Origin of the sequence: Comamonas sp. Z3 (genome assembly GCF_008121565.1) — a bacterium.
In the GTDB taxonomy this organism is placed as follows: Bacteria; Pseudomonadota; Gammaproteobacteria; order Burkholderiales; family Burkholderiaceae_C; genus Comamonas; species Comamonas brasiliensis.
In genome coordinates this window covers 179,619-204,801 of the sequence record NZ_VOQU01000006.1, presented here as the reverse complement: position 1 = coordinate 204,801, position 25,183 = coordinate 179,619, and the positions used below count along the sequence as shown (strand labels likewise).

Sequence of the window (25,183 nt, the reverse complement as noted above, 5' to 3'; positions counted from 1 at the left end):
AGCGGGAACTTAAAGCCCAGTCTTGGGCTCTGCAAGGGCAGCACCCGCGAAACCCTGCTGGCGCCAGGCTTCAAACACCGTCACGGCCACGGCATTGGACAGGTTCAGGCTGCGTTGAGAGGCGAGCATGGGCAGGCGCAGTCGCTGCTCGTTGGGGAACTGGGCGCGTACCTCGGGCGGCAGACCCTTGCTTTCAGAGCCAAAGACCAGCCAGTCGCCCGCCTTGAATTCCATGGCATGGGCCGGACTGCTGCTGTGCGTGGTCATGGCAAACATGCGCTCGCGCCGGGGCTGGCAGCTGTCGATGAAGGCGTCCCAGCTGGCGTGGCGGGCCACATTGGCGTACTCGTGATAGTCCAGTCCGGCACGGCGCATATGCCGGTCTTCCATGGAAAAACCCAGTGGCTCGATCAGATGCAGGCTGCAACCCGTGTTGGCAGCCAGACGGATGACATTGCCCGTGTTGGGGGGAATCTCGGGCGCCACAAGAACGATATGAAACATGGGGCGCTATTGTGCCGCCCGGCTGTTAGCTGCGCTGCCGGCCCCGCAGTTCCAGACTGGCAGATATGGGTCAAGGCGTGCGCGCCAGCACGACGGCACTGACCGAGGCGGCACCCGCCGAAAGCAGGCAGCGGGCCAGTGCATCCAGCGTGGCGCCGGTAGTCATCACGTCGTCCAGCAGCAAGATCGCTTGCCCTTCAATCAGGGCCTTCCGGGCAGGGTCGAGGCTGAAGACATTGCGCAGCTGGCGCAGCCGCTGCTCCCGGCTGGAGGCATGCTGGGGCAGCTCCAGATGTCTGCGCTGCACGACCCCGCTCAGCAAGGGCAAGCAGGTGTCGTACTGCTCGCTGAGGGCGCGTGCCAGCAGCAGGCAGTGGTCAAAGCCACGCTCGCGCACGCGCTCATCGGAGGCCGGCATGGGCAGCAAGGCAGCGCAGGCCCGCAACTGCTCTCTGACTTCGGGGTGGCTGGCCATCAGCCTGCCCAGACTGCGCGCCAACCCCAGGTCGGCCTGAAATTTGTAGCGCGTGATGAGGTCCTGCCAGGGATAGGCATAGTCCAGCACGGAGGTACAGCGTTTGAGCCGGGGCGGCTGCTTGAGGCAGCTGCCGCAGAGGCTGACCAGGGAGGGCAGCGGCAGGGCGCAGCTATGGCAGCGGTGCTTTTGCCGGGCCCAGCGCGCCTGGCAGTCGTGGCAGATGCGTGGTCCGGGCCAGCGTCCGCAGACTGCGCACTGGCTGGGCAGCGCATCCAGCCAGCGCTGCTGCTGGCGGTGCAGGCGCGAAAGCCATGTCGCATGAAGGTCGGGCATGGAATCAATATACTCGCGCCGCATTGATCTTCTTTCCGGCAGCTGGTGAGCGGAGCGCTTCTTCAACCATCTGCCCGCTCCTGTCTGCCCATGTCCCACGCCCTGCCACCCACAATTGACTCCATCGCTGCAAACCATTGGCAAATGGCCGCTCCGGCCGAATCTCCCTGGTTGCACGAGGAGGTGGCCAGCCGCATGCAGCAGCGCCTGGACTGGATCGTGAAGCCGCCAGAGACCTGGTGCCACTGGGAGCCGGTGCGGGGTGGCATGCAGGCACACCATCTGCTGCGCGAGCGCTATCCGCAGGCCGAATGCACGATCCATGAACCCGTGGCCCGCCGCGAGGCCGTGGCGCAGGACAAGCTCGGCAGCCGCTGGTGGCAGCTCTCGCGCTGGAAGGGGGCGGCAGTGCACGTGGCCGAGCCGGTTGACGGCAGCATGGACATGCTCTGGGCCAATATGCTGCTGCATACCGCAGCCGACCCGCAGACCCTGATCGAGCGCTGGCACAAGGCGCTCAAGGTCGATGGCTATGTCATGTTCTCCTGCCTCGGGCCGGATACCGTGCAGCAGCTGCACAGGCTCTACGCCAAACTCGGCTGGGGGCCGGCAGGTCATACGTTTACCGATATGCATGACTGGGGCGATATGCTGGTGCACTCCGGCTTTGCCGAACCGGTGATGGACATGGAGCGCATCACCCTGACCTTTGCCACGCCGCAGCGTCTGCTGCAGGAGCTGCGCGAACTGGGCCGCAATTTCCACCCCGGTCGTTTTGCCGGCCTGCGCGGTCGCGGCTGGAAGGCCGGGCTGCTGCAGAAAATAGAGCAGCACTGGGCCGACAAGCAACCCGATGGACAGCTCTCGCTGACCTTCGAGATCGTCTATGGTCACGCCTACAAACCGCAGCCCAAGCTGCGTCTGGAAGCCAATAGCGCCGTGTCGCTGGAAGACATGAAGGCCATGCTCAAGCAGCCGCGCAACACGGGTTTGCGATAGCACATCTGTCGTTTTCCGGTCATTGATTCGACACAAAGCTGCCTACAATTTCTCCTAGTTACTTCATGGATAGCAGCAATCCTTCGGGCTTCTCTCCTGCCTGAAGGAAAACAGACAGTGCGGCCCAAGCCGCCAGGGGGGGATATCGGGTGTTTCGCTTTGCCAAGGGGACTGGCCAGCGGGTTCGACAGCGGCCGGTTTTCGCATTTCATCATCACCACAAGCCAGCCTCCTGCTGCGCTGATGCATCCCTGTGCCCGGCGGTGGCCGCGGTACAGCAGCGTCCCATCTCCCTTCTTCCTGTCCTGGCTGCCAGGCCAGTTTCAGCCATGTCCGGCGTTTGCCGTGAGGTGCGCTTGCCAGTACGAGTTTCAAGTCCGGTCAGGCTTGCCTGTGCAAGCCCGGTTGGCATGGGTTTCCGGTACATGCATTAGTGAATGCGCGCAGACAGTGCTATCAAATTCTGGGGCATGCTGCGTTGAAGTTCGCGAGGTAGTGTGAGTGTCACAGCCTATCGGCCGGCAGCGGCGGAAGCGGTGTGAGCGAGTGGACAACTGAGGCTTTGAGGTAAGTGAAAACGATGAAAAACATTTCCACCAAGCTGGTTCCCTGGAGTTTGGCCTTGGCGGCGTGGGGCAGTTCCATGGCCTTTGCGGCGCAGGATCTGCCGGGAGGCCCTGCCGTCAACCAACTCAATCTGCATCCGCCTGTGACACGCATTGCCGTGGAGCAGCACTGGCTGCACTGGATGATGCTCATCATCTGCACGCTGATCTTCATCGCGGTGTTCGGGGTGATGTTCTATTCCATCTGGAAGCACCGCAAATCCCAGGGAGCCAAGGCCGCGAACTTCCATGAATCGGTCAAGGTGGAAGTGGCCTGGACGGTGGCTCCCTTCATCATCGTGATCCTGATGGCGCTGCCTGCCACCAAGGTGCTGGTGGCACAGAAAGACACGACCAACGCCGACCTCACGATCAAGGCCACCGGCTACCAGTGGAAATGGGGCTATGACTATCTGAGCGGCGAGGGCGAAGGCCTGGGCTTTGTGTCCACGCTGGATAACGCCCAGCGCCAGATGTCCAACAGCGGCGATGTGAGCAACGCGCCCAGCGACTACCTGCTGAGAGTCGACAACCCGCTGGTCGTGCCCGTGGGCAAGAAGGTGCGCATCATCACCACGGCCAACGATGTGATCCACTCCTTCATGGTGCCGGCCTTTGGCATCAAGCAGGACGCGATTCCCGGCTTTGTGCGCGACACCTGGTTCAAGGCCGAGAAGACCGGCGACTACTACGGTCAGTGTGCCGAGCTGTGCGGCAAGGAACATGCCTACATGCCCATCCATGTGAAGGTGCTGTCTGCCGAGGCTTACAGCGCCTGGGTGGGCGAAGAAAAGAAGAAGCTGGCTGCCAAGGCCGATGATCCGAACAAGGTCTGGGTACTGGCCGATCTGGTGGCACGTGGCGAAAAAGTCTATGCCGCCAACTGCGCAGCCTGCCACCAGGCCAATGGCAAGGGAGCCGGTCCCATCAAGCCGCTGGACGGCAGTCCCGTGGTGCTGGGCCCCACAGCCGACATGATGCATGCGGTGCTCGAAGGCCGCGCCAACGGTGCCATGCCGGCCTGGAAGCAGCTGAGCGACACCGAGCTGGCCGCAGTGGTGACCTTTGCCAAGAACCACTGGAGCAACCAGACCGGCCAGCTGGTGCAGCCGGCACAGTTTGTGGCTGCGCGCGGCGGCAAATTCCCTGAAGGCGGCGGAAGTGCGGCACCCGCAGCTGCGGCTGCCGACTCTGCCGCTCCTGCGCAAGGTGCAGCCGCTGCCGCCAGTGATGCAGGCCCTTATCAGGTCTTTTTCGAGACCGGCAAGAGCGCGCTCGACGATCAGGCTCAGGCTGCGGTGAAGAAGGCGGCCGAGTACTGGAAGGCCCACAAGGACGGCAAGATTGCCCTGTCGGGCTTTGTGGACTCCACCGGCAACGCCGACAAGAACGCGGAGCTGGCCAAGGAGCGAGCCAAGGCCGTGGCCAAGCTGCTGGAGGACAGCGGCATTGCGGGTGACCGCATCGAGCTGCGCAAGCCCGAGACCATCACGGCTGCGGCAGGCGCGGACCAGCAGGCACGCCGTGTTGACATCACGGCCGCGAAGTAAGCCCGGGTATAGAGACCGATTGGAGAAAAGAATATGAGCGCCGTAGTTCCTCCCGTCCACACCCATGAGGGCCATGGTCACGACCATGGGCACGACGACCATCACCACGCCATGCCCTCGGGCTGGCGTCGCTGGCTGTTTGCCACCAATCACAAGGACATCGGCACGATGTACCTGCTGTTCTCCTTCACCATGCTGATGGTGGGAGGCATTCTGGCCATGCTGATCCGTGCCGAGCTGTTCGAGCCCGGCCTGCAGATCGTCAACCCCGAGCTGTTCAACCAGCTGACCACCATGCACGGACTGATCATGGTGTTCGGTGCCATCATGCCGGCCTTCGTGGGCTTCGCGAACTGGATGCTGCCGCTGCAGATCGGTGCTTCAGACATGGCGTTTGCACGCATGAACAACTTCAGCTTCTGGCTGCTGATTCCTGCCGGCATCATGCTGGTGGGCTCGTTCTTCATGCCCGGCGGTGCGCCCGCGGCCGGCTGGACGCTGTATGCCCCGCTGACGCTGCAGATGGGTCCGTCCATGGACACCAGCATCTTTGCCATGCACATCATGGGCGCCAGCTCCATCATGGGCGCGATCAACATCATCGTCACCATCCTGAACATGCGCGCGCCCGGCATGACGCTGATGAAGATGCCGCTGTTTGCCTGGACCTGGCTGATCACCGCCTATCTGCTGATCGCCGTGATGCCGGTGCTGGCCGGCGCCATCACCATGACGCTGACCGACCGCCACTTCGGCACCAGCTTCTTCAACCCTGCAGGCGGTGGCGATCCGGTGATGTACCAGCACATCTTCTGGTTCTTCGGCCACCCCGAGGTCTACATCATGATCTTGCCGGCCTTCGGCATCGTCAGCCAGATCGTGCCAGCCTTCAGCCGCAAGAGGCTGTTTGGCTACACCTCCATGGTCTATGCCGTGGCGGCGATTGCCATCCTGTCCTTCATCGTCTGGGCGCACCACATGTTCACCACCGGCATGCCGGTCACGGGTCAGCTGTTCTTCATGTACGCGACCATGCTGATCTCCGTGCCAACGGCCGTGAAGGTGTTCAACTGGACGGCCACCATGTGGCGCGGCTCCATGAGCTTTGAAACCCCGATGCTGTTCGCCGTGGGCTTCATCTTCGTGTTCACCATGGGCGGCTTCACGGGACTGATCCTGTCCATGGCGCCCATCGACATCCAGTTGCAGGACACCTATTACGTGGTGGCCCACTTCCACTATGTGCTGGTAGCCGGTTCGCTGTTCTCCATGTTCGCCGGCTATTACTACTGGTCGCCCAAGTGGACGGGCGTGATGTATTCCGAAACGCGCGGCCGCATCCACTTCTGGGGCTCGCTGATCTTCTTCAACATCACCTTTTTCCCCATGCACTTCCTGGGTCTGGCCGGCATGCCGCGTCGCTATGCCGACTACCCCATGCAGTTCGCCGACTTCAACATGATTGCCTCCCTGGGCGGCTTTGGCTTCGGTCTGATGCAGGTGTATTTCTTCCTGTTCGTCGTCTGGCCCGCGATGCGCGGTCATGGCGAGAAGGCGCCGCAAAAGCCCTGGGAAGCGGCCGAAGGCCTGGAGTGGGAAGTGCCTTCTCCAGCTCCGTTCCACACCTTCGAGACGCCTCCCAAGCTCGATGAAACCGCCACCAAGGTGATCGGCTGAGGAGGCACGCATGACGACACAGGCACAACGCAAGGCGAACCGGAGGCTGGGGCTGATCCTGGCCTCCACGGCTGCCGTGTTCTTTATCGGCTTTGTGGTGAAGATGGCCTGGCTGCATTGAGGCAGGCCGATGGCAACCGAGTGAAGGAGCTTGAGGTGAGCATAGCCAAGGAAAACGCGAAGATGGTGGGCAAGCTGGCGATCGTTGCCCTGGGCATGTTTGCGTTCGGCTATGTGCTCATTCCCATCTACAAGCATATCTGTGAGTTGACGGGCATCAACATCCTGTCGCTGTCCGAAAAGCAGGTACCCGGTGCCGGCGTGGCGGGCCGCGACGTGAAGCTTCCGCCCAACAGCCAGATCGACACCAGCCGTACCATCACCGTGGAGTTCGATGCCAATGCACGCGGGCCCTGGGACTTCAAGCCGGCCAAGCGTTCGGTGCAGGTCCATCCCGGCGAGCTGGCCACGGTGATGTACGAATTCCAGAACGTGCAGAACCGGCGCATGGCCGCCCAGGCCATCCCCAGCTATGCGCCGCGCCAGGCCACGGCCTTCTTCAACAAGATGGAGTGCTTCTGCTTTTCGCAGTACACGCTGGAGCCCGGCGAGAAGCGTGAGTGGCCGGTGGCCTTTGTCATCGATCCGCGCATCTCCAAGGATGTGAAGACCATCACGCTGTCCTACACCTTCTTCGAGGTGGGCGGCAAGACCCCCGCAGCGCCTGAAGGCAGCACGGCTGCAGTCATCACGCCCGGAGGCAGCTCATGACGCAGGACGCCAAGAAGACCGGTTTCTGGCGCAGCATCGTGGCCGTCGCCTGGGCCATGCTGGGCGTGCGCAAGGGCAAGGAGTACGAGAAGGATTTCGCCAGCATCACGCCGCTGCATGTGATTGCCGTGGGGCTGGTGGCGATTTTTGCCTTGGTATTAGCGTTGATATGGATCGTCAACCTGGTCGTTTAGCCTCTGGCTGAGGGCAGGTGTGGCGAATGCAGTGCCAGTGTTAGTGGAGCGTCGGTCAGAACAACGATCAACAGAGTCAGGAGCCGAGTGATGAGTGCAATCCCGCAGGGCGCAACCCCTTACTACTATGTGCCAGCCGAATCCAGCCACCCAGTGATGGCGGCCATCGGCCTGTTCTTCGTGATTCTGGGTGCCGGCACCTGGATCAACGGCCACGAATGGGGAATGTATTCCCTGTTCTTCGGCCTGGTCTGGTGGCTGGCCGTGCTGTTCGTCTGGTTCCGCGATGCGGCGCGCGAGAGCGAGGCCGGGCTCAACAGCCGCAAGATCGACCTGTCCTACCGCTGGAGCATGAGCTGGTTCATCTTCTCGGAGGTGATGTTCTTCGGCGCCTTCTTCACCGCGCTGTGGTGGGCACGCGCGCACTCGGTGCCGGCACTGGGCAGTCTCGCCAACGAGCTGCTGTGGCCCAATTTCCAGGCAGTGTGGCCCAGTGTGGCACCCGGTGCCACGGCGTCGCCCGCGAATATCGTCGAGCCGTTCAAGACCGTGGGGCCGTTCTGGCTGCCCACCATCAACACGGCGCTGCTGCTGACCTCGGGCGTGACGCTGACCATCGCCCACCATGCGCTGCAGGTCAACAACCGCGCGCGCTGCATCAGCTTCATGTGGATGACGGTGATTCTGGGCTTCGTCTTCCTCTGCGTGCAGGGCTACGAATACCACCATCTCTACAACGACTACAACCTCAAGCTCAACTCGGGCGTTTTCGGCTCCACCTTCTACATGCTGACGGGCTTTCACGGTTTCCACGTGCTGGTCGGCATGCTGATGCTGTTCTTCATCACCATCCGCCTGATGAAGGGGGACTTTACCGACAAGCACCATTTCGGCTTTGAAGGTGCGGCCTGGTACTGGCACTTTGTGGACGTGGTCTGGGTCTTCCTCTACATCCTGGTGTACTGGATGTAGGACTATCAAAAATAGAAGCGCCTTACGCAAGTCCAGTATTGATTTCAGCATCAAATAGCACTGAAATCAATGAATGGAAAGCGCAAGGTGCTTTTATTTTGATAGTGCCAAAAGGCGCTGCGTGCAACCGGCTATTGCCCAGGCTGCCAGCCCGTGGGCTGTATCCAGCCCAGCTTGGCTGCCATCAGAACGCAGAGAAACAGCGCAACCGACAAAGCCACACGCAGGGCCAGGGCGCGAAACATCTTGCGGCTGCGCTCGGCATCGTCGGCCTCCGAGCTTTCGCCGCCGTCGCCCCGGCGCATCATGAAGAACAGCGCACTGCCAAGGCTCGCCAAGATGGCGAGAAAGGCGAGAATGATCACGAATTTCATGAACGGATTATCTGGTGCGCATTTCCCGATTTCCAGACCTCTGGCGGTTTCTACTGATTTCTGCGGCGGCCCTGGCCTGCGTGGCCGTCACTGCATCGCTGGGATTTTGGCAACTGAGCCGGGCAGCGCACAAGCAGGCTGTTTTCGATGCCATCGAGCGTCAGCAGGCGCTGGAGCCCTGGCACAACGCAGAGCTGGCCGCCGAGGTGGCTTTGGCAGCCGAATCCACCGGCGAGGCACAGAAGGCGACGCTGCTGCATAGACCCGTGCAACTGCAGGGCCAGTGGCTGGCCGAGCAGACCCTCTTTCTGGACAACCGGCAGATGCAGGGCCGGGCCGGCTTCTATGTGCTCACGCCGTTCAGGCTGAGTGCGCCTCACGCGAACAGGGTTGTCGTCGTGCAGCGCGGCTGGGCACCGCGCAACTTCATGGACCGCTCGGTCCTGCCAGAGGTGCAGACGCCTGCAGGCACGGTCAGCATCGAGGGCCGGCTGGAGGCGCCACCGTCCAGGCTGATGGAGCTGGAAACGGCTAATGGCGGGGCAGACCCTGATGAGCAACAGTCGCGCATCCGACAGAATGCAGACATTGCCCTGTGGGCGCAGCAAGGCGGCTTGCCGCTGCTGGCCCTGAGCGTGGTGCAAAGCGGCAGCGCCAGCGAAGGCTTGCTGCGCGACTGGCCGCAGATCAATGCCGGTGTGCAAAAGCACTACGGCTATGCTTTTCAGTGGTTCGGACTCAGTGTCTTGGTGGTGTTGCTCTATGTCTGGTTTCAACTCGTCCGACGCTTTTACCCCCGCCGCCGCGCAGCGCAGCCCGGGGGATGAGCCGCTGAGCTTTGCGGTCCACAGCCTGCCCGATCCCTCGCAGAGCCAGGCACGGCAGATGCAGGCGCGCAGCGGTCGCTGGAAGATGCTGGCCGTGCTGCTGGTCTGTGCGGCGCCGGTGCTGGCCTCCTACTTCACCTACTACGTGTTGCGTCCCTCGCAGCAGCGCAGCTATGGCGAGCTGATTGCCGAGCAGCCCGGCCTGCCCGATGTGCAGGCGCAGACGCTGGACGGGAGCAGCGTGAATCTGGGCAGCCTCAAGGGTCAGTGGTTGCTGATCAGCACCAGTGCCGGGGACTGTGGGCAACGCTGTCAGGATCATCTCTATCTGCAGCGCCAGCTGCGTGAAACCCTGGGCCGTGAAAAGGACCGGCTGGACTGGGTCTGGCTCATTGATGACCAGCAGCCCGTGCCCGAGGCCATCCTGCCCGCGGCCGAGCAGGCGACAACGCTGCGCGTGCCGGCTGCGGTCATCGGCAACTGGCTCAAGCCCGAGGCCGGCCATGCGCTGGACGAGCATCTGTATGTGGTCGATCCCCAGGGCCACTGGATGATGCGCTTTCCTGCCGATATGGGCAAAGCCACGGCCGGCAAGGCCAAGCGCGATCTGGAGCGGCTGCTGCGCGCCTCTGCCTCCTGGGATGAGGCCGGGCGATCCACGGCCGACACGGCGCAGAAATAGCTGTTGAAACCCGCGATAGCCGGCTTTCGCAAAGCGCTATCAGCGATCTGAATCATGGTCAGCGAGGAGGGCCGCATGCAGGCAGACATCTCGGAGTTGAAAGTGGTTGTTCCAGACGCCATGGCGGCTTCCTCGCGCTGGGCGCAGTACCACGCGCTGACCAAGCCCAAGGTGGTGCAGCTCATCGTCTTCTGCGCCTTCATCGGCATGGTGCTGGCTGTGCCTGGCGTTCCCAGCTGGCAGGACTGGGGCCGCATGCTGGCGGCCTGCACAGGCATCTGGCTGGTGGCCGCGGCGGCAGCGGCGTTCAACTGCCTGGTCGAGCGCAGTATCGATGCGCGCATGAAGCGCACGGCCTGGCGGCCCACGGCGCGTGGCGAGCTCTCGCATTCCCAGGCCCTGCTGTTTTCGGCCTTGCTGTGCGCCGCAGGTTCCGCCATCTTGCTGCTGGCGGTGAATGCGCTCACGTTGTGGCTGACGCTGGCCACCTTCATCGGCTACGCCGTGATCTACACCCTGGTGCTCAAGCCCCTGACGCCGCAGAACATCGTCATCGGCGGGGCATCGGGCGCCATGCCGCCCGTGCTGGGCTGGGCGGCGATGACCGGACAGGTCGGCCATGAGGCCTTGCTGCTGTTTCTCATCATCTTCCTCTGGACGCCGCCGCATTTCTGGGCGCTGGCGCTGTACCGCGTGGAGGACTACCGCCGCGCAGGTCTGCCCATGCTGCCGGTCACGCATGGCAATGCCTTCACGCGGCTGCAAGTGTTTCTCTATACCCTGGTGCTGTTTGCCGGCTGTCTGCTGCCTTTTGTGGTGGGCATGAGCGGCTATCTCTACCTTTTTGCCGCAGTGATTCTGGGGTTGGGCTTTTGCGGTTATGGTTGGGCACTGCTGCGCAACTACTCGGATGCGCTGGCACGCAAGACCTTCCGCTTTTCACTGATCCACCTGAGCCTGCTGTTTGCCGCGCTGCTGGTGGATCACTACCTAGCCTGACCGACCATGGATAAACGAGCTGCGCTGCGCGCGATGGGCGCCGCAACACTGGCCTGCACGGCCGCATTCGCACTGACCGCCTGCAAGGACGATAGCAAGCCCAAATTTCAGGGCGTGGATGTGACGGGCGCAGACTACGCCAAGGACATTCCGCTGACCGATGTCGACGGAAAGAAGCGCAGCCTCAAGGACTTCTCGGGCAAGGTGGTGGCCGTGTTCTTCGGCTACACCCAGTGCCCCGATGTCTGCCCCACCACGCTGCAGGAACTGCTTGAGGTCAAGCAGGCGCTGGGCGCCGATGGCGACAAGCTGCAGGCCGTGTTTGTCTCGCTGGACCCCGAGCGTGACACACCGGAGGTGCTCAAGGCCTATCTGGCCAACTTCGACGAGAGCTTTGTGGGGCTGAGCGGTACGGCCGACGAAATTGCAGCCGTGGCCAAGGACTTCAAGATCTTCTTCAAGAAGGTGCCAGGCAAGGTCGAAGGCACCTACACCCTGGACCATTCGGCTGGCACCTATCTTTTCGATCCCCAGGGCCGCTTGCGCGTGTACGAGCGCTATGGCGCGGGACCGCAGCTGCTGACCCAGGACGTCAAGGCACTGCTGGGCTGAAGCAAAGCACCCAGGGCCGCATGGGCCACGGGTGCCGGAGTTTCTTGAAATCTGTTGTTACATGTTGGTGTTTGATATAGCGCAAAGGGAGCCCGTGATGCCGCGCGCATAGTGGGCGCCTTCAAACACTTGGCAAGGCTCGATCCGGCTTCCGGAAGCCGGGCATGCAGGCCGTGGATGCGGCATGGAGAGTGGCTGCACGCAGGAACGCCAGAGTGGATGTCTGGAGCTTGCGTATGGCCGAGTGCCCTTTTTCCTCGATGCTCAAACCCGTGTCTGAACTGGCGCTGGCGGATTGCCAGCGCCGTTTGGGACTAGCCATGTCGGCCCGGCAGGAGGGGGTGAGTCTTTCCGTCATGTTGAGCCGGCGCGAGCGCCAGGCGCTGGACGCCGCGCCCGACGGCATTTTGCTGGTGGAACGTGACGGGAAGATGGTGACGGCCAACGCCGCCATGCTGGCCATCTCCGGCTATGAGCGCGACGAGCTCGAAGGCCGGATGCTGGACATGCTGCTGCCGCCCGAGTTTCAGGCAGGGCATGGCCAGTATCTGAACAGCTATTTTTCCCGGCCATCGCGCCGGCCCATGGGTCTGGGCGGCGTGCTGTGGCTGCAGCGCAAGCAGGGCAATGCCGTGCCGGTGGACATTGCCCTGGGCTATTTCGGGGATGACGACAAAGGCCTGGCGATTGCCTTTGTGCGCGATGTGACCGAGCTGCATCAGATGCAGCAGCGCCTGAAGTTCCAGGCCACCAAGGACACCTTGACCGGACTCAACAATCGCTGGCAGTTCGGCCAGGAGCTGCAGGAGCAGCTCAAGCTGGCGCAGGCCGGGGGCGAGGCCCTGGCCCTGCTGCAGCTGGATCTCGACAATTTCAAGGCCATCAACGACGGCTACGGACATGCCGCTGGTGATCAACTGCTGAGAGAGGTCGCCAGGCGGCTGAAGTCCCAGTTGCGCAGCGAAGGCACTCTGGCGCGCCTGGGGGGCGACGAATTCATGGTGCTGCTGGTGGGCGAGAACGCGACCCGAGCCCGGTTCTGGAGCGAGCAGATACTGGCGGCGCTCTCCATCCCCTTCAGGCACGACGGGTTGGCACTGGATTTCGGTGCCAGCGTGGGCATTGCCCTCTATCCCGACAATGCGCAGACCGGCGACGACCTGATGCGCTTCGCCGATATGGCCATGTACAGCGCCAAGGCCCAGGGACGCGGCCACGCGGTGTTTTTCGAACCCGGCATGGGCAAGGAAATGGCCGAGCGTGTGCAACTGGCCGAGCGCTTGCGCATGGCGCTCAGCTATGGTGGCCTGCAGCTGCATTACCAACCCCAGGTCAAGGTCGAGGGCGCCACGGTGGTGGCGGTGGAGGCCTTGCTGCGCTGGCATGATCCGCTGCTGGGCAATGTCAGTCCGGCGCGCTTTATTCCGGTGGCCGAGGCTTCGGGCCAGATCGTGGCTCTGGGCAACTATGTGCTGGACGCCGCCTGCAAGCAGATCGCCCTGTGGCTCAAGGCTGGTACGCCGTTGCGGGTGGCGGTCAATCTCTCTGCCTATCAGCTGCGGCAGGTGAATCTGGTCGAGCAGGTCAGAAGCTGTCTGCAGCGCTATCAGGTGCCGCCGCAATGGCTGGAGCTGGAGGTGACCGAGTCCCAGGCCATGATCAATCCCGATCAGGGGTGTGAGGTGCTGCAGGGGCTGGCGCGGCTGGGGGTGACGATTGCACTGGATGATTTCGGCACCGGCCATTCTTCACTGGCCTATCTGCAGTATTTGCCGCTGCAGCGCGTCAAGCTGGGGCGGGAATTCCTGTTTCCCTCGCCCAGCCGTGACAGGTTGATGGGTGGCATTGTGCATATGGCCCATGCACTGGATCTGGAGGTGGTGGCCGAAGGCGTCGAAGAGGCCGATCAACTGCAGCTGCTGCGCGATATCGGCTGCGAGTTTTTCCAGGGTTGGCTGCATTCACGCGCCATGCCTGCCGAGCAGGTGCGGGACTGGCTGGCGGCGTGACGCAAAGAGTGTGGCTACTGCTTCCAGTCAGGCTCGGGAAAATGCTCGTTGGATGCGGTGACGATCAGGTCCAGTACCGGCTTGCCCTGCTTGTCGAGACGCACACCGGGGCCCCAGCGTGCCTGCTGCCGCTGACCCGAAAACCAGAACAGCTTGCGCTCCCAGCTGCCGGGCTTGGGCGGCTTGCGGTTGGCCTGACTCAGATGCTCCTGGATGCGCTGCAGCCCGGCTGTGAGACGCCATGGTGCCAGTTGCAGAAGCGCCGCTTGCAGCTCTTGCACCCAAGGCTCTGGCACGGGCGAGAAGCGCTGGAATGACTGGCCTGCGGACAGTCTTCGCACGCGCTCGTGCAGCTCGACGCCATACAGTGCGCAGGCCTCGCTGATCCTGCCCTGCGCCATCAGCTGGCGTGCCTTGCGCTCCAGCGCGGCGTCCTTGGGGGCGTCTGCTGACGACCATAGCCAGCGGGCATCGCTCCATTGATGGCGGCAGTTGTAGAGAAATTCGGACGATAGAAGCAATTGCCAGCCGGGCATTTTTGACTGCATCACCGATCGAGCCAGCAGGCAGGGCTGGCGCTTGCGGCTGGCGGGGCCATAGGCCGCGAGCACGGCGGTGGTGCGTGCCGCCAGTCGCCCGCGATCATCGCGCGGCCAGGATTGAAGCAGGCGCATGAGGTCGACAGCGGATACATCGGCCTTGAGCCGTTCAAGCGCCTGCTGGGAATCCGCGAGCTGGTCCAGCAGGCCGAGGTTCAGATCCTGACCCATTGACGGGGCACGGGCTGCAGTCTCCGCAAGAGATGGAGTGAAGGCCGTGGTCCGGATGGTGACTTGCGCCGGTGCCGCATCAGGTGCAGTGCGCCATTCGTGCAGCAGCTGTGCAAAGCGCCCGGGGTTGCAGCTGACTTCATGGTGGATGACCTCTGTGGCAGCATCGCGCAGCGTGATCCAGGCATGCAGCCTGTGCTCGGCGCCAAGCTGCATGGCCTCCTCATAGCGGGTGGCCGAGAAGGCACCGTTGCCATTGCGGTGCACAAAAAACTCGACTTCCATGCAGCCGGCTACCACGCCGCTGGTAATGCGTGTTCTGGCCACGTCCTGGTGTTCGGCCCGGCAATCCGGCAGCTGCAGCCATTGCTGCGAAATCTCGGCAATAAAGTCGTGCATGCAGAAGATGAAAAAACGTCGAAACTGCGTCAGTCGTCAAAAAGGCCTATGTAGCGCAATCCGTTGTAGAGCTTGTCCGGCTCGGTGATTGGCTCGGTGGGGTCGGCATAGACAAACATGGCGTTGGCAGTCTCAATGCCCCGTGCCTCGCAGGCCTGCACGATGAGCGCGAGGGATGCGTCGGAGTCCAGAGTGCTGTGGCGCACCAAGGCGGCGACAGGAACAGGCTCGGGCAGCCAGATCATCAGCAGCAGGTCTTCGTCGAACAGAAACTTCCTGCCCAGATCCCGGCAGAAGCCGCAGCCCGTGACATCTTCGCGGCTGCTTTCGATACCTTCGACTTCCAGCTCCCAGTAGCTGTCTGCATAGTCGAAGTAGCGGCCAAACTCCGCCTCGCCCAGCGGCGTGTTGCCGATCCAGAAATGCAGTGCGGAAAAAGGCGCGGGCGGCGGTGTCGGACCCAGCTCCTCGACCCAGCCGAACAGGGTTCCGGGCTTGAGGCGGTGGCGCTTTTCCAGTTCCGGAAAGCCGCCGCCGGGTGTGCGGTTCAGCGCTTCGTCCACCAGAGCCTTGCGAAACGCCAGCGAATAGGTCTCGCCGGATTTGTTTTCAGATTTCATTGGGCGGGTCCGTAGTGCATGACCACCAGCTTGTTCAGGGGCTCCGGGTAGTCCCAGAAGGCTTCTTCCAGCTCCTGCAACTGCTCATGCTCGGCATCCGTCAGCAGTGCAGGCAGATCGGAGTAGTCCACATTTTCTGGCTCCTCCTCGAAGCGCTTGAGCACCGCAAACATGTCCTGCAGACACTGGCGCGTGATGGGCGCGCCTATGGCCTGAAGAGCCTCCAGGCTGAGCCGATGGTTGGCCAGCCCCCAGTTGCCCAGAAACTGCAGAAAGCCGCCGTTGTTGATATCGGCTTCCATGCGCCACAGAGCCACCAGCTCATGCTGGAGACGGGATATCCGGGTGATGTCCCATTGGGCGGCGAGCAGCGCGCCCATAGCCTGGTTGTAGAGACTGTCCTGATCCAGGTCCCAGACGCTGACCATGCCCGCTGCAGAGGGCTGCCACAGTGCCGGCCAGTTCAGACCGTGATCCTCATCGGTCAGAACCCAGTGCAGCCTTTGCTCGGGCGCGGCGCTTTTCAGGCGGATATGCCGTTTGATGGGCTCGGCCAGTTCACGTCCATCCGCGAGTGCAAGCCAGATGGTCTGCTCGTCGATGCGAACGCCTGTGATGCGGTTGCTTCGTGGGTCCATGGTTCAGCTTTGTGCGGCAGTCTGATCCATCACCGTCTCGGCGGCCCGGTGCATCTTGGCCAGCTCGCGCGCGGGAATGGGGTGCTCGCCGTTGGCCATGCGTGTCAGCAGCGAGTGCAGCATCTCGGTGGAGAGGCCGTGCAGCACCAGACGGTAGGCTGCATACAGGGTGGAAAGCGGCACCATGGGATGCTTGTTGTTGAGCAGCACCAGATGCTCGGGCGAGGCCAGGATCTTGGCGCAGTAGATGGCAACGGTTTCGTCGAGCTGCAGCGAGTTGCTGGCGCGCCAGAAGTCGTTGTCGGTCAGCAGCAACTGGTAGATGGGCGTGTAGAGCTCGATGGCGCTTTGCAGATCGATGACGTTGAAGCGCCCGCGCGGCATGTCTTCGAGCCTGAGATCGGGCTCGCGGATCATGGAGAAGTCGGGCTCGGCCACGGGCACCAGCTCCTGCCCGTTCTCGCGCAGTGCCTTGTTCAGGCGGATCACGAAGTTGAAGAGGTTGAGGTCGTGCTTGAGAAACAGCTCGTCCTTCACATCGTCGATTTCCATGGGCATCAAGGGTGCGGTGCTGACCTTGGTCGGGGCATTGGCTGCGACGAAGGCCAGTACCTGGGAGCCCAGATGAAAGTGGCGCATGATGAGCCAGTTGGCCTCCGGAGAGAGAAATTTCTTCATGCCGAAGGCCAGCAGGCGGTGCAGCAGCATGGAGTGCGACCAGCGCTTGGGCAGAAAGATCTTCAGCGCCTGAATGATGATCATGGAAAGCCGCGCCAGCGGCCGCATGGCGGGCAGAAAGAACTGGCGCGAGCTGCTGCTGCAGTCGCGCAGCCAGGCGGCCTTGACGTCATCGGGCAGAGGCGTGCTCTGGTCGAGGTAGAGCGCCAGCCAGGGACTGGGGTCGCGCTCGTCCCAGACATGGTCGTTGAATTCGTTCTTCATGGCTCCTCGCGGTGCTTCTTGCTGTTTCTGTTTAGCGCTCTGTCAGCACATGCTGAAACTGCATCAGGTACATGGCTGCGGTGTTGCGTGCGGTCTGCAGTATGGCCTGCTGGGCCGTGCCTTCGCTGTCCAGCTCCAGTGCCATCTGCACGGCCAGCAGCCAGCGCTCCAGATGGTTCTCGTCGTTGGCGCCGTGGTACTCGAGAAAGCGGAAGGCATCGGGCGGCAGCGGCAGGCTCTGGCGCAGCAGGGGCAGCAGGCTCGGAACGATGCGCTGACCCGTGCCTTCGATGATGTAGATGGCGCCCAGCAGGCCGACCGGGTTGGGCGTGGCAGCCAGGCTGTGCAGATAGGCATTGAGCGCTTCGCCGCCGGGGTTGCGGCGTAGTCGGTTGATGTCGGTCTCGGTGCCGCCGGCCTTCAGATAGTCGCTGTGCAGAATCTTGAAGTCGTTCTGCTCCTCACCTGCATGCAGGTCGATCAGCGAGGCCAGCGTTGCGTAGTCTCCGGTCAGCGAGGCCGCGCCTTCTCGCATCCACAGACTGCCTTCGCGCACCTGGGGAATCCAGTGGCTCATCCAGCGCAGATAGTCGGTGATCTGCAACCGGCGCGTGCGCATGCGCTGCAGCAGGGGAGTGCGCCAGACATTGCTGCGGTAGTCCTGCCAGATGCTGGCCAGCTCGGTCAGCAGCGGCGCCAACTGCGCTGGAGCGGTGGCCGGGTCATGCGGTGCGGCGATGCCCGAAACATCTGGAAGCGCATCATCGGCTTGCGCCGGAGTCTGCACGGATTCTTGAGGGAAATTGACCTCAATCGCTTTCTGCGTATGCGTATCAAGCTCTACTTCCCATAGCATGTAGCCTGCGGTGAAGCGGCCCGACTCGGGGATGAAGCACAGTACGGTGTCGCCGGCTTTCAGGTGCTGGCCCTGTTTTTGCAGAAACTCCGACAGCATGATGAAGATGGAGGCGGCACCCGTGTTGCCGCGCCAGGCCAGATTGCTCCACCAGCGCTCGCGTGGAATGCTGAGCTGGGCCTTGCCCAGCAACTCGTCGACCACGGGAATGAAGCGCTCCGACGAGTAGTGGCAGAGAAAGTGGTCGATGCCGCGTTCGGGCACCCAGCCCTGGTGGGCCAGGGCTGCATATTCGTGAATGCAGACATCGAACAGATGCGGCAGCAGGCGAATGTCCTGGCGCAGTGCCAGAGCGCCTGCGGCCTCGGCATCGCTCCAGGCAGGGAAGTCCAGATGGCTTTTGCCGCGATCGGCCGTCATGCCCAGCTGCATGCACACGGGGTAGTCGCCGGCAAAGCTGCGCTGGTGCGTCCACCTGAGCTTGAGGCGCAGCCCGTTGGCCTGAGGCAGGGCCTTGGGGCCGCCCAGCAACACGGCGCCTGCGCCGTCGGACAGCATCCAGCGCAGAAAGTGGGCGTCAAAGTCGGTGTCATAGCCCTGGGCCGCAAAGCGTGAACGCTTGAACAGACGCGAAGGCATTTCGCTGGCCACCGACAGGGCCAGCGCATGGGCGCCGCTTTCCACGGCCATGGCTGCAGCTTGCATGGCACCCACACTGGCGGCGCAAACTCCATGCACGGACAGCGTTTCCATGGGCGGGGCGGCCATCTCGCCCTGAATCATGCTGGCAAAGCCGGGCATCAGTGCATCGCCCCCCGAGGAGCCACTGGACAGAAAGCCGATGTCGGAGAGCTTTTTGCCAGCCAGGGCCAGGGTCTCCTCGATCGCGCGGGCCGCCATGCGGGCGTTGCTGAAGACAGTCTGGCCTTCACCATCAATGGCGTAGTGGCGGGTCTGGATGCCGTTCTCGGCCAGGATGCGGCGCTTGATGCGCTCGGAGATGCGGTTCAGCGGTGCGACAAACGCATCCATGCCAGCGTTGTCCACCGGGGCGCCAGGCAGAAACATGCCGGCAGATTGCAGATAGACCTTGGAATAGGCGACGGGCATAGATCCTCAACAGGTTTTTACTTCACAGCGTCGGGCGGCATCTGCGGCTCGGTTCTTGCCGCGGGCCAGACCAGACCCAATACAAACACGCGTCCCATATAAGGCAGCAGGCCACCTTCGTTCAATGCGGGAGTGACCCGTTGGCGGTAAATGCGCTCATGCAGTCCGCTGAGCTCGGACCAATGGGCATGCGGGCATTCATGGTGCGCGGTGTGCAGGCCAATATTAAAAAGCAGGGGGTTGACCAGGCCTTCAAAGTTGCGCGCGTAGTTCAGCTCGATACCCGGAGTATTGCGCTGTGCTCTGGTCAGCGGCCTTCCATCGGCGTGGGCATGTTGAAGATAGTTGGTGGCCAGCAGCCAGTGCAGGCCGTGCAACTGGGGAACGATGATGAAAATCAGGGCCTTCTGCCAGTCCAGCCAGAGAAAAAAGCCCCAACTGCCCAGCCACAGCAGGTATTGCCCCATGCAGTAGCGAAAGGCTCCGGGCCAGTGAAGACGCAGATTGTTCAGCCACCGAAAGAACAGCGGATACAGCACGAAAGCCGCCTGCACCGGGTGAATCAGGTAGCCCCACAGATGGTTGGTATCGCCACCCCATTCGGGCCGGTAGGTGCGCGCCAGATCGCGCGGTCCGTGGCGAAAGCGGTGGTGGTTGGCCACATGAGCGGGCCAGAACACAAAGGTGGGATGGCCTTGCAGCAGGGTCAGCCAGTAATCGGTCAGGCGGTTGGTCCGGCGCCCCCGCCACATGCGCGCATGGGTGTGGTTGTGGTGGATCACGCCCACACCCAGGGTCAGAAACAGCTCGACGCCGTAGAGAATGAAGCTGAAGCCCTGCGTCCATTGCCACCATACCAGCAGCGGCAGCAGCAGCATGTAGAGGACGGATTGCCAGTCGCGCCAATGACGCAGGGCGGGATAGCGGCGCCTGTTCATTCAGCGACGAGGGCCTTGGGGAGCGCTGTCCGTGACCCGCGTTCCCATGATCTGGTCCATGAAGGCCAGAGCAAAGCCATAGTTGCCGGCGGGGCGTGCGTGGTGCAGATGGTGACGGCGGCTGGCAGCCAGCGGGTGCGTGTCGGAGACCTCGGGGAAAAAATCATAGTTGGAATGGCCGATCAGATTCAGGATCAGACTCAGCACTGGTACCGAGGCCAGCGACCAGAAGTAGAAGTCATGCACCAGCATGGGCAGCAAGATGATGTTGCCCAGCATCAGAGCTTCGATGGGGTGGAAGCTGTAGGTGGACCAGGGCGTGGTCACCACGGAGCGATGATGGTCGCCGTGATAGCGCACCAGGCGGCGCGTGTGCAGCAGGCGGTGGTTGATCCAGAAGTGCACATCGTTCCAGATCAGCAAGGCAAAGATCTCCAGCGCAATGCGTCCGGCGCTGGCCGTGGGCGAGAGCTGGGCCCAGCCCAGCTGCAGCAGACCCCAGGGAACGATCATGCCGATGCCGAAGATCAGTATGGAATGAAAGGACTGGCGCCATTCACGCTTTAGCTGCTCGGGCTTGAGCGGGCGCGTATCGAGCGGTCTGCCTGTGCCCGCGCGCGCGAGGGCCGCTGTCAGTGCCGCCATGAGCAGGCCGCCCAGCAGATAAATACCCCCGAAAAAAACCAGACCCAAGGCCATGACTTGCCAGGCATTGAGCTGCGTGAACCAGGTACCAGCGTCCATGAAGGCTCCAAAAGCGGTGGCGCTGCTCCAGAAACAACAATGCGCCCGACGGCATAGCGTAAACCCATGCCTGTCGGGCGCATGATAAAGGACGCTGCGGTAGCTCTCGTTGATACCCGGAGTAGCTTCAGCGTGTGGGATGGAGCAAAACTGGCGCACGTCATCTGCGTGACAGCGAGCAAGCGCCGCCGCGCAGCGAGGCTGTCGTCCCCCTCGGGGGAAGCCGCAAAGCGGCTCAGGGGGGCGTGTTTACTGTGCCGTGATGCCCTGCTCGCGAATGATGGTGCCAAGGGCCTTCACATCCTGCTGGATGCGGTTGCTCAGGCCTTCGGGCGAACTGCCCACGGCTTGCCAGCCTTGCATGGACAGCTTCTGGCGCATTTCTGGCGTGCGCACGATCTCGCTGACGGCTGCCGCCAGCTTGTCCACATGGGCCTTGGGCATGGACTTGGGCGCTGCCACTGCGTTCCAGATTTCCAGGTCGAAGTTGTTGACGCCGAGTTCCTTGAGGCTGGGCAGGCCGGGAGCCAGCGGACTGCGTGCGGCAGAAGTCACGCCAATGCCATGCAGCTTGCCGGCCTGAATCTGCGCCATGGCCAGTGCCGGAGGCAGCATGGACAGCTTCAAATCGCCGCCCTGAATGCCGTTGAACACCTGTGGGTAGCCGGTATAGGGCACATGTACGGCCTTGATGGCCGATCGGCTCTTGAGCAATTCCATGCCCAGGTGGCCCACGGTGCCGACGCCGGGAGAGCCATAGCTCCATTTGTCGCCAGCCTTGGCGGCCGCTTCCATGAAGGCCTTGCCTTGCGGGGCCGATGACGGGGCCACCAGCACCAGCGGCGCCACGCCGATCAGGCTCACGGGCTGCAGATCCTTGATGGGGTCATAGCGCACAGCGGGGTTGAGCATCTTGGCAATGGTCATATTGCCGTTGATCATCACGCTGAAGGTGTAGCCGTCGGCCTTGGCCACGTATTCACCGGCGATATTGCCGCCTGCACCCACACGGTTTTCCACAATGATGGTCTGGCCCAGCTTTTTTTCCAGAGGCTCGGCCAGTGCGCGCGCGCTCAGATCGGGCGAGGAGCCGGCGGGGAATCCCACGATCAGGTGCAGGGGCTTGTCGGGCCAGTTGTCAGCCGCCATGGCGGCTGGAGCCATGGCAGTCGCCATCATGGTGACGCCTGCAGCAATCAGGCTGCGGCGGGACAGATTCTTCAGAATTTGCGAAGTGCGAATAGGCATGGCAGGTCTCTTTTGAATTTTTGATGGGTGATCGCTGTGCATGAAAACATGCATCGATTCCGAAAAATAAAAAACCCGGAAATTATCCGGGTTTGAGGTTCAACATTTCAGCCTTTTAAGGCCCTGGTGCGCAAGTTGGCGTTTACGCAAACTCGGCCAGCGCTTTTTTCATCTTTTTCATGGCGGCTACTTCAATCTGGCGAATGCGCTCGGCGCTCACGCCATATTCGGCAGCCAGCTCATGCAGCGTCATGCCGCCGGAGCCGTCGTCATTGACCTTGAGCCAGCGCTCTTCAACGATGCGGCGGCTGCGGTCATCCAGGCCCTCCAGGGCCATGACCAGACCATCGGTCGCCAGATGATCGCGCTGACGCGATTCAAGCATGGCGGTAGGCTCGTGGCTGGCGTCGGCCAGGTAGGCGATGGGGCCGAAGGCCTGCTCTCCGTCGTCGCTGGGAGAAGGATCCAGCAGCACATCGCCGCCGGCCAGACGGGTTTCCATCTCGATGACTTCCTCGCGCTTGACGTTGAGCTTGGCAGCGACAGCGTCAATTTCGTTTGAGGTCAGGGTTTCGCGCAGGGCCAGTTCATCGTCGGCCATGGCGGCATCGGACTTCAGCTCATGCTTCATCGAGCGCAGATTGAAGAACAGCTTGCGCTGGGCCTTGGTCGTGGCGACCTTGACCATGCGCCAGTTCTTCAGAATGTATTCGTGGATTTCCGCCTTGATCCAGTGCATGGCGTAGCTGACCAGACGCACACCCTGATCAGGGTCGAAGCGTTTGACAGCCTTCATCAGGCCCACATTGCCTTCCTGAATCAGGTCGCCGTGAGGCAGGCCATAGCCCAGGTACTGGCGTGAGATGGAGACGACCAGACGCAGGTGAGACATCACCAGACGCCCGGCGGCGTCCAGATCATTGTGTTCTTTGAGCTTGCGAGCGTAGTCCTGCTCTTCCTCAAGGGTGAGCATTGGCATACGATTGACCGCCGAGATATAGGCATCCAGGTTGCCCAGCGGAGGTACCAGCGCCCAGGGGTTCGCGGGCGCCAGGGCAGTAGCAATGGAGCCGGAGGCAGTTTTCATTGCAGGTTTCCTTTCTTCCATGATCTTCATATTAGCACTCCGTTAGAGAGAGTGCTAAAGACAAAGTTCCCACAGCTTTTGTTGGTTTTCTGATGGCGCAGGCGGTTTGTAGCGATTCATGGAGAATTTCTTACATTCCCTTCGATCTCTGTCTTTTCCGGCCTCCGGAGCGGTGCTCTAGCTGGAATGAAAGGCCAGGTTTTGCAGGCTCGCTCTGATTAATGTCTCTAATTTCCTAGCAGCCGAGCTTCGAGGTGCGTGGCGGCGCATCACTATGCCCAAAGGACGTTGAATTCCAGGGGCCGACAAGGGAATCTGCGCGAGGCGGTCGGCCTGTAGCAGCGATATGGCTGTTTCGGGTAGCGCGCTGATGCCCAGGCCCGCACTGACCAGAGCTCCTATGGTTGCTATATGGTCAACTTCAAAGACAGGAGCGAAATAAAGCCCTTTTGAGAGCAGATCCGCATCAATGTACTGGCGCACGCTGGCAGAGCTTGGCATGGAGACATGCGGGTAGTCCAGGGTGGTCTCGATCGGGATGGGACCTGCCTGCCTGGATAGAGGATGGTCATCGGGACAGATGATAAAGAACTGGTCTTCCATCAGTTGTTCATAGGCGAGGTCTTCCTGCTTGGGATCGGCTGCAGTGAGTGCAAAGTCGACCTTGCCATCACGAACGAGATCAAACGCTGCTCCCGACAAGGTATCAAGCAAGGCAAGGCGCACCCCGGGGTGAATCCGCGTGAATTCGGCAAAGACCTTTGGCAGCAGCGAGGCGGCCAGAGAGGGAAGTGCAGCAACCGTCACCGAACCAGTTCTGAGCTGTACGGTGTCCGTCACGGCGCGCAAGGCACGCTGCGTATCGCGCAAGATCTCCTGGGCATGGGCGATAAAGACATGGCCCGCATCGGTCAGCTCGACGGCGCGAGTAGTGCGCTCAAACAGTCTTGCTCCGATCTGGGCTTCTACACGCGCAATCAGGGCCGACAGCGCAGACTGCGAGAGGTGAACCTGGAGCGCGGCTTGGCCAAAGCTCTTGGTCTGGCTCAGAGCGACCACCGCCCTCAGGTCTTTGGTTGATAGATTGGCTTCCACCACAGCAGTATAGGTAGCGGAGCTGCAGCTTTTTGCAGCTCCGCCATCTGCGCTTATTCAGCCTTGATGTCGCTGTCTTTGATCAATTTGGCCCACTTGGCGTACTCGGCATTGATGATCTTGGCCGACTCTTCAGGCGTGTTGTAGGTGGCAATGGCGCCCTGGGCAAGCATGGAGTCCTTGACATCCTGCTTGGACAGAATCACTTTCAGCGCCGAATTGATCTTCTGAATGACTGCAACTGGCGTTCCTGCAGGAGCCGTGAGCGCAAACATGGAGCTGACCTGCATGTCTGGAAATCCGGCTTCCACCACGGTAGCGATATCTGGAACCGAGGCGACGCGTTCTTTGGTGGTGGTGGCCAGGGCACGGAGCTTGCCTGCCTTGATCTGGCTTTGTGCGGCAGGAACGGTGTCAATCATGGCATTGATCTGACCGCCGAGCAGGTCGGAAAGAGCGGGGCCGCTGCCTTTGTAGGGTACATGCACGACTTCCACCTGCGTCTGGCGCTTGAACATCTCGATCGAGAGATGCTGGGGCGAGCCATTGCCTGCGGAAGCGAAGGTGACGCTGCCAGGGCTGGCCTTGGCGAGGGCGACCAGTTCCTTGACGGATTTCGCCTGAACATTGGGATTGACTACAAATACCAGCGGAACGCTGCCAACCACCGAGATGTGCGCGAAGCTCTTGTGGATGTCAAAAGGAGTCACCGCAGGCGTCAGTGCTGCATTGATGGTGTGGCTTGTGAAGGCGCCCATCAGCAAGGTGTAGCCATCGGCAGGTGATTTGGCAACTTGACCCGCCCCCAGACTGCCGCCAGCTCCGGCACGGTTATCGACGACGAACTGCTGCCCGAGCTGGTCTGAAAGCTGTTTGGCGAGAACGCGGCCAATGACATCGGTCGCTCCGCCCGGCGCATAGGGAACCACCAGCCTCACGGGTTTGTTGGGGTAGTCGGTCTGCGCACTGGCTGCTCCCGATGCGCCGGCTGCAACGAGGGCGGTTGCAAGCAGGTTAACGAGCTTGCGGCGGTACATGCCCGGATTGACGGGGTCTGTGGGTTTCATGAAGTCTCCTTAGGGTTTTCAGGTATGCGCTTTCTGGTTCGAGCGCTCGATTTTTCTTTTAATCAATAATATTATTAATAATC

Annotated in this window: 26 protein-coding genes; 12 read left to right on the top strand and 14 right to left on the bottom strand. The window is 61.9% G+C overall.

The features are described 5' to 3' along the window. Nucleotides 1-9: 9 nt before the first annotated feature. Nucleotides 10-504, bottom strand: coding sequence for a tRNA (uridine(34)/cytosine(34)/5-carboxymethylaminomethyluridine(34)-2'-O)-methyltransferase TrmL (gene trmL / locus FSY59_RS18535; RefSeq protein ID WP_148729040.1), 495 nt, complete (start codon nt 502-504; stop codon nt 10-12). A 70-nt stretch (nt 505-574) separates the two neighbouring features. Continuing rightward, the gene (locus tag FSY59_RS18530) at nt 575-1,315 is read right to left on the bottom strand and encodes a ComF family protein (RefSeq protein WP_034400239.1); all 741 of its coding nucleotides are present in this window, start codon (nt 1,313-1,315) and stop codon (nt 575-577) included. Nucleotides 1,316-1,459: 144 nt separating this feature from the next. Here FSY59_RS18530 and FSY59_RS18525 point away from each other — a divergent pair, with 144 nt between their 5' ends. From FSY59_RS18525 to FSY59_RS18500, 7 genes are all read left to right on the top strand, one after another. Beyond that, nucleotides 1,460-2,314, top strand: coding sequence for a class I SAM-dependent methyltransferase (locus FSY59_RS18525; RefSeq protein ID WP_255439376.1), 855 nt, complete (start codon nt 1,460-1,462; stop codon nt 2,312-2,314). 580 nt (nt 2,315-2,894) lie between these two features. Then, the gene (gene coxB / locus FSY59_RS18520; RefSeq protein ID WP_003051783.1) at nt 2,895-4,469 is read left to right on the top strand and encodes a cytochrome c oxidase subunit II; all 1,575 of its coding nucleotides are present in this window, start codon (nt 2,895-2,897) and stop codon (nt 4,467-4,469) included. A gap of 33 nt (nt 4,470-4,502) precedes the next feature. Beyond that, nucleotides 4,503-6,146: a cytochrome c oxidase subunit I gene (ctaD, locus tag FSY59_RS18515; RefSeq protein WP_003051784.1), complete on the top strand. Its 1,644-nt coding sequence runs from the start codon at nt 4,503-4,505 to the stop codon at nt 6,144-6,146. Between the two features lie 10 nt (nt 6,147-6,156). Further along, a complete protein-coding gene (locus FSY59_RS27560; RefSeq protein WP_003051786.1) occupies nt 6,157-6,267 on the top strand; it encodes a cytochrome oxidase small assembly protein in 111 nt (36 codons plus the stop codon). 35 nt (nt 6,268-6,302) lie between these two features. Beyond that, entirely contained in the window at nt 6,303-6,917 is a 615-nt protein-coding gene (locus FSY59_RS18510) for a cytochrome c oxidase assembly protein (RefSeq protein ID WP_003051788.1), read from the top strand. Further along, a complete protein-coding gene (locus FSY59_RS18505; RefSeq protein ID WP_003051791.1) occupies nt 6,914-7,111 on the top strand; it encodes a DUF2970 domain-containing protein in 198 nt (65 codons plus the stop codon). The genes FSY59_RS18510 and FSY59_RS18505 overlap by 4 nt, the downstream gene beginning before the upstream one ends. Before the next feature lie 90 nt (nt 7,112-7,201). Further along, nucleotides 7,202-8,083: a cytochrome c oxidase subunit 3 gene (locus FSY59_RS18500; protein WP_003051795.1), complete on the top strand. Its 882-nt coding sequence runs from the start codon at nt 7,202-7,204 to the stop codon at nt 8,081-8,083. Between the two features lie 131 nt (nt 8,084-8,214). Here the strand turns inward: FSY59_RS18500 and FSY59_RS18495 are convergent, their stop codons facing one another. Beyond that, nucleotides 8,215-8,457, bottom strand: a complete 243-nt coding sequence (locus FSY59_RS18495; RefSeq protein WP_003051797.1) for a twin transmembrane helix small protein — start codon at nt 8,455-8,457, stop codon at nt 8,215-8,217. Between the two features lie 14 nt (nt 8,458-8,471). On the opposite strand from FSY59_RS18495, the gene FSY59_RS18490 reads away from it, so the two are divergent. The 5 genes from FSY59_RS18490 (at nt 8,472) to FSY59_RS18470 (ending at nt 13,586) form a co-directional block, all read left to right on the top strand. Next, nucleotides 8,472-9,284 (top strand): SURF1 family protein, encoded by an 813-nt coding sequence (locus tag FSY59_RS18490; RefSeq protein ID WP_043374949.1) that lies wholly within the window; start codon nt 8,472-8,474, stop codon nt 9,282-9,284. Further along, complete coding sequence (locus FSY59_RS18485; RefSeq protein WP_148729038.1) at nt 9,220-9,966, top strand: hypothetical protein; 747 nt, start codon at nt 9,220-9,222, stop codon at nt 9,964-9,966. The genes FSY59_RS18490 and FSY59_RS18485 overlap by 65 nt, the downstream gene beginning before the upstream one ends. A 75-nt stretch (nt 9,967-10,041) precedes the next feature. Continuing rightward, nucleotides 10,042-10,965 (top strand): heme o synthase, encoded by a 924-nt coding sequence (gene cyoE, locus FSY59_RS18480; protein ID WP_187427913.1) that lies wholly within the window; start codon nt 10,042-10,044, stop codon nt 10,963-10,965. Nucleotides 10,966-10,971: 6 nt separating this feature from the next. Then, nucleotides 10,972-11,577: an SCO family protein gene (locus FSY59_RS18475; protein ID WP_019044193.1), complete on the top strand. Its 606-nt coding sequence runs from the start codon at nt 10,972-10,974 to the stop codon at nt 11,575-11,577. A 236-nt stretch (nt 11,578-11,813) separates the two neighbouring features. Next, nucleotides 11,814-13,586 (top strand): bifunctional diguanylate cyclase/phosphodiesterase, encoded by a 1,773-nt coding sequence (locus FSY59_RS18470; RefSeq protein WP_029158805.1) that lies wholly within the window; start codon nt 11,814-11,816, stop codon nt 13,584-13,586. A gap of 14 nt (nt 13,587-13,600) precedes the next feature. On the opposite strand, the gene FSY59_RS18465 is transcribed toward FSY59_RS18470, so the two are convergent. The 11 genes from FSY59_RS18465 to FSY59_RS18410 all read right to left on the bottom strand — a co-directional run bounded on the left by FSY59_RS18465 (nt 13,601) and on the right by FSY59_RS18410 (nt 25,100). Then, nucleotides 13,601-14,755 carry a hypothetical protein gene (locus FSY59_RS18465; RefSeq protein WP_019044191.1) on the bottom strand — a complete coding sequence of 385 codons (1,155 nt, stop codon included), beginning with the start codon at nt 14,753-14,755 and terminating at the stop codon, nt 13,601-13,603. 29 nt (nt 14,756-14,784) lie between these two features. Next, on the bottom strand, nt 14,785-15,375 hold the full coding sequence (locus FSY59_RS18460) for an immunity 22 family protein (protein ID WP_003051812.1): 591 nt from the start codon (nt 15,373-15,375) through the stop codon (nt 14,785-14,787). Continuing rightward, the gene (locus FSY59_RS18455; RefSeq protein WP_050872350.1) at nt 15,372-16,013 is read right to left on the bottom strand and encodes a DUF4375 domain-containing protein; all 642 of its coding nucleotides are present in this window, start codon (nt 16,011-16,013) and stop codon (nt 15,372-15,374) included. The genes FSY59_RS18460 and FSY59_RS18455 overlap by 4 nt, the downstream gene beginning before the upstream one ends. 3 nt (nt 16,014-16,016) lie before the next feature. Further along, complete coding sequence (locus FSY59_RS18450) at nt 16,017-16,955, bottom strand: hypothetical protein (RefSeq protein WP_003051817.1); 939 nt, start codon at nt 16,953-16,955, stop codon at nt 16,017-16,019. 31 nt (nt 16,956-16,986) lie between these two features. Continuing rightward, nucleotides 16,987-18,921, bottom strand: a complete 1,935-nt coding sequence (locus FSY59_RS18445) for an iron-containing redox enzyme family protein (RefSeq protein WP_148729037.1) — start codon at nt 18,919-18,921, stop codon at nt 16,987-16,989. Between the two features lie 17 nt (nt 18,922-18,938). Further along, a complete protein-coding gene (locus FSY59_RS18440) occupies nt 18,939-19,859 on the bottom strand; it encodes a fatty acid desaturase (protein WP_019044187.1) in 921 nt (306 codons plus the stop codon). Then, nucleotides 19,860-20,603, bottom strand: a complete 744-nt coding sequence (locus FSY59_RS18435) for a sterol desaturase family protein (RefSeq protein ID WP_003051822.1) — start codon at nt 20,601-20,603, stop codon at nt 19,860-19,862. Nucleotides 20,604-20,852: 249 nt separating this feature from the next. Then, nucleotides 20,853-21,851: a tripartite tricarboxylate transporter substrate binding protein gene (locus tag FSY59_RS18425; protein ID WP_019044186.1), complete on the bottom strand. Its 999-nt coding sequence runs from the start codon at nt 21,849-21,851 to the stop codon at nt 20,853-20,855. Nucleotides 21,852-21,993: 142 nt separating this feature from the next. Continuing rightward, on the bottom strand, nt 21,994-22,938 hold the full coding sequence (rpoH, locus tag FSY59_RS18420; protein WP_029158804.1) for an RNA polymerase sigma factor RpoH: 945 nt from the start codon (nt 22,936-22,938) through the stop codon (nt 21,994-21,996). A gap of 177 nt (nt 22,939-23,115) precedes the next feature. Next, on the bottom strand, nt 23,116-24,036 hold the full coding sequence (locus FSY59_RS18415) for a LysR family transcriptional regulator (RefSeq protein ID WP_148729036.1): 921 nt from the start codon (nt 24,034-24,036) through the stop codon (nt 23,116-23,118). A gap of 50 nt (nt 24,037-24,086) precedes the next feature. Next, a complete protein-coding gene (locus FSY59_RS18410; protein ID WP_003051830.1) occupies nt 24,087-25,100 on the bottom strand; it encodes a tripartite tricarboxylate transporter substrate binding protein in 1,014 nt (337 codons plus the stop codon). Between the last annotated feature and the right edge of the window lie 83 nt (nt 25,101-25,183).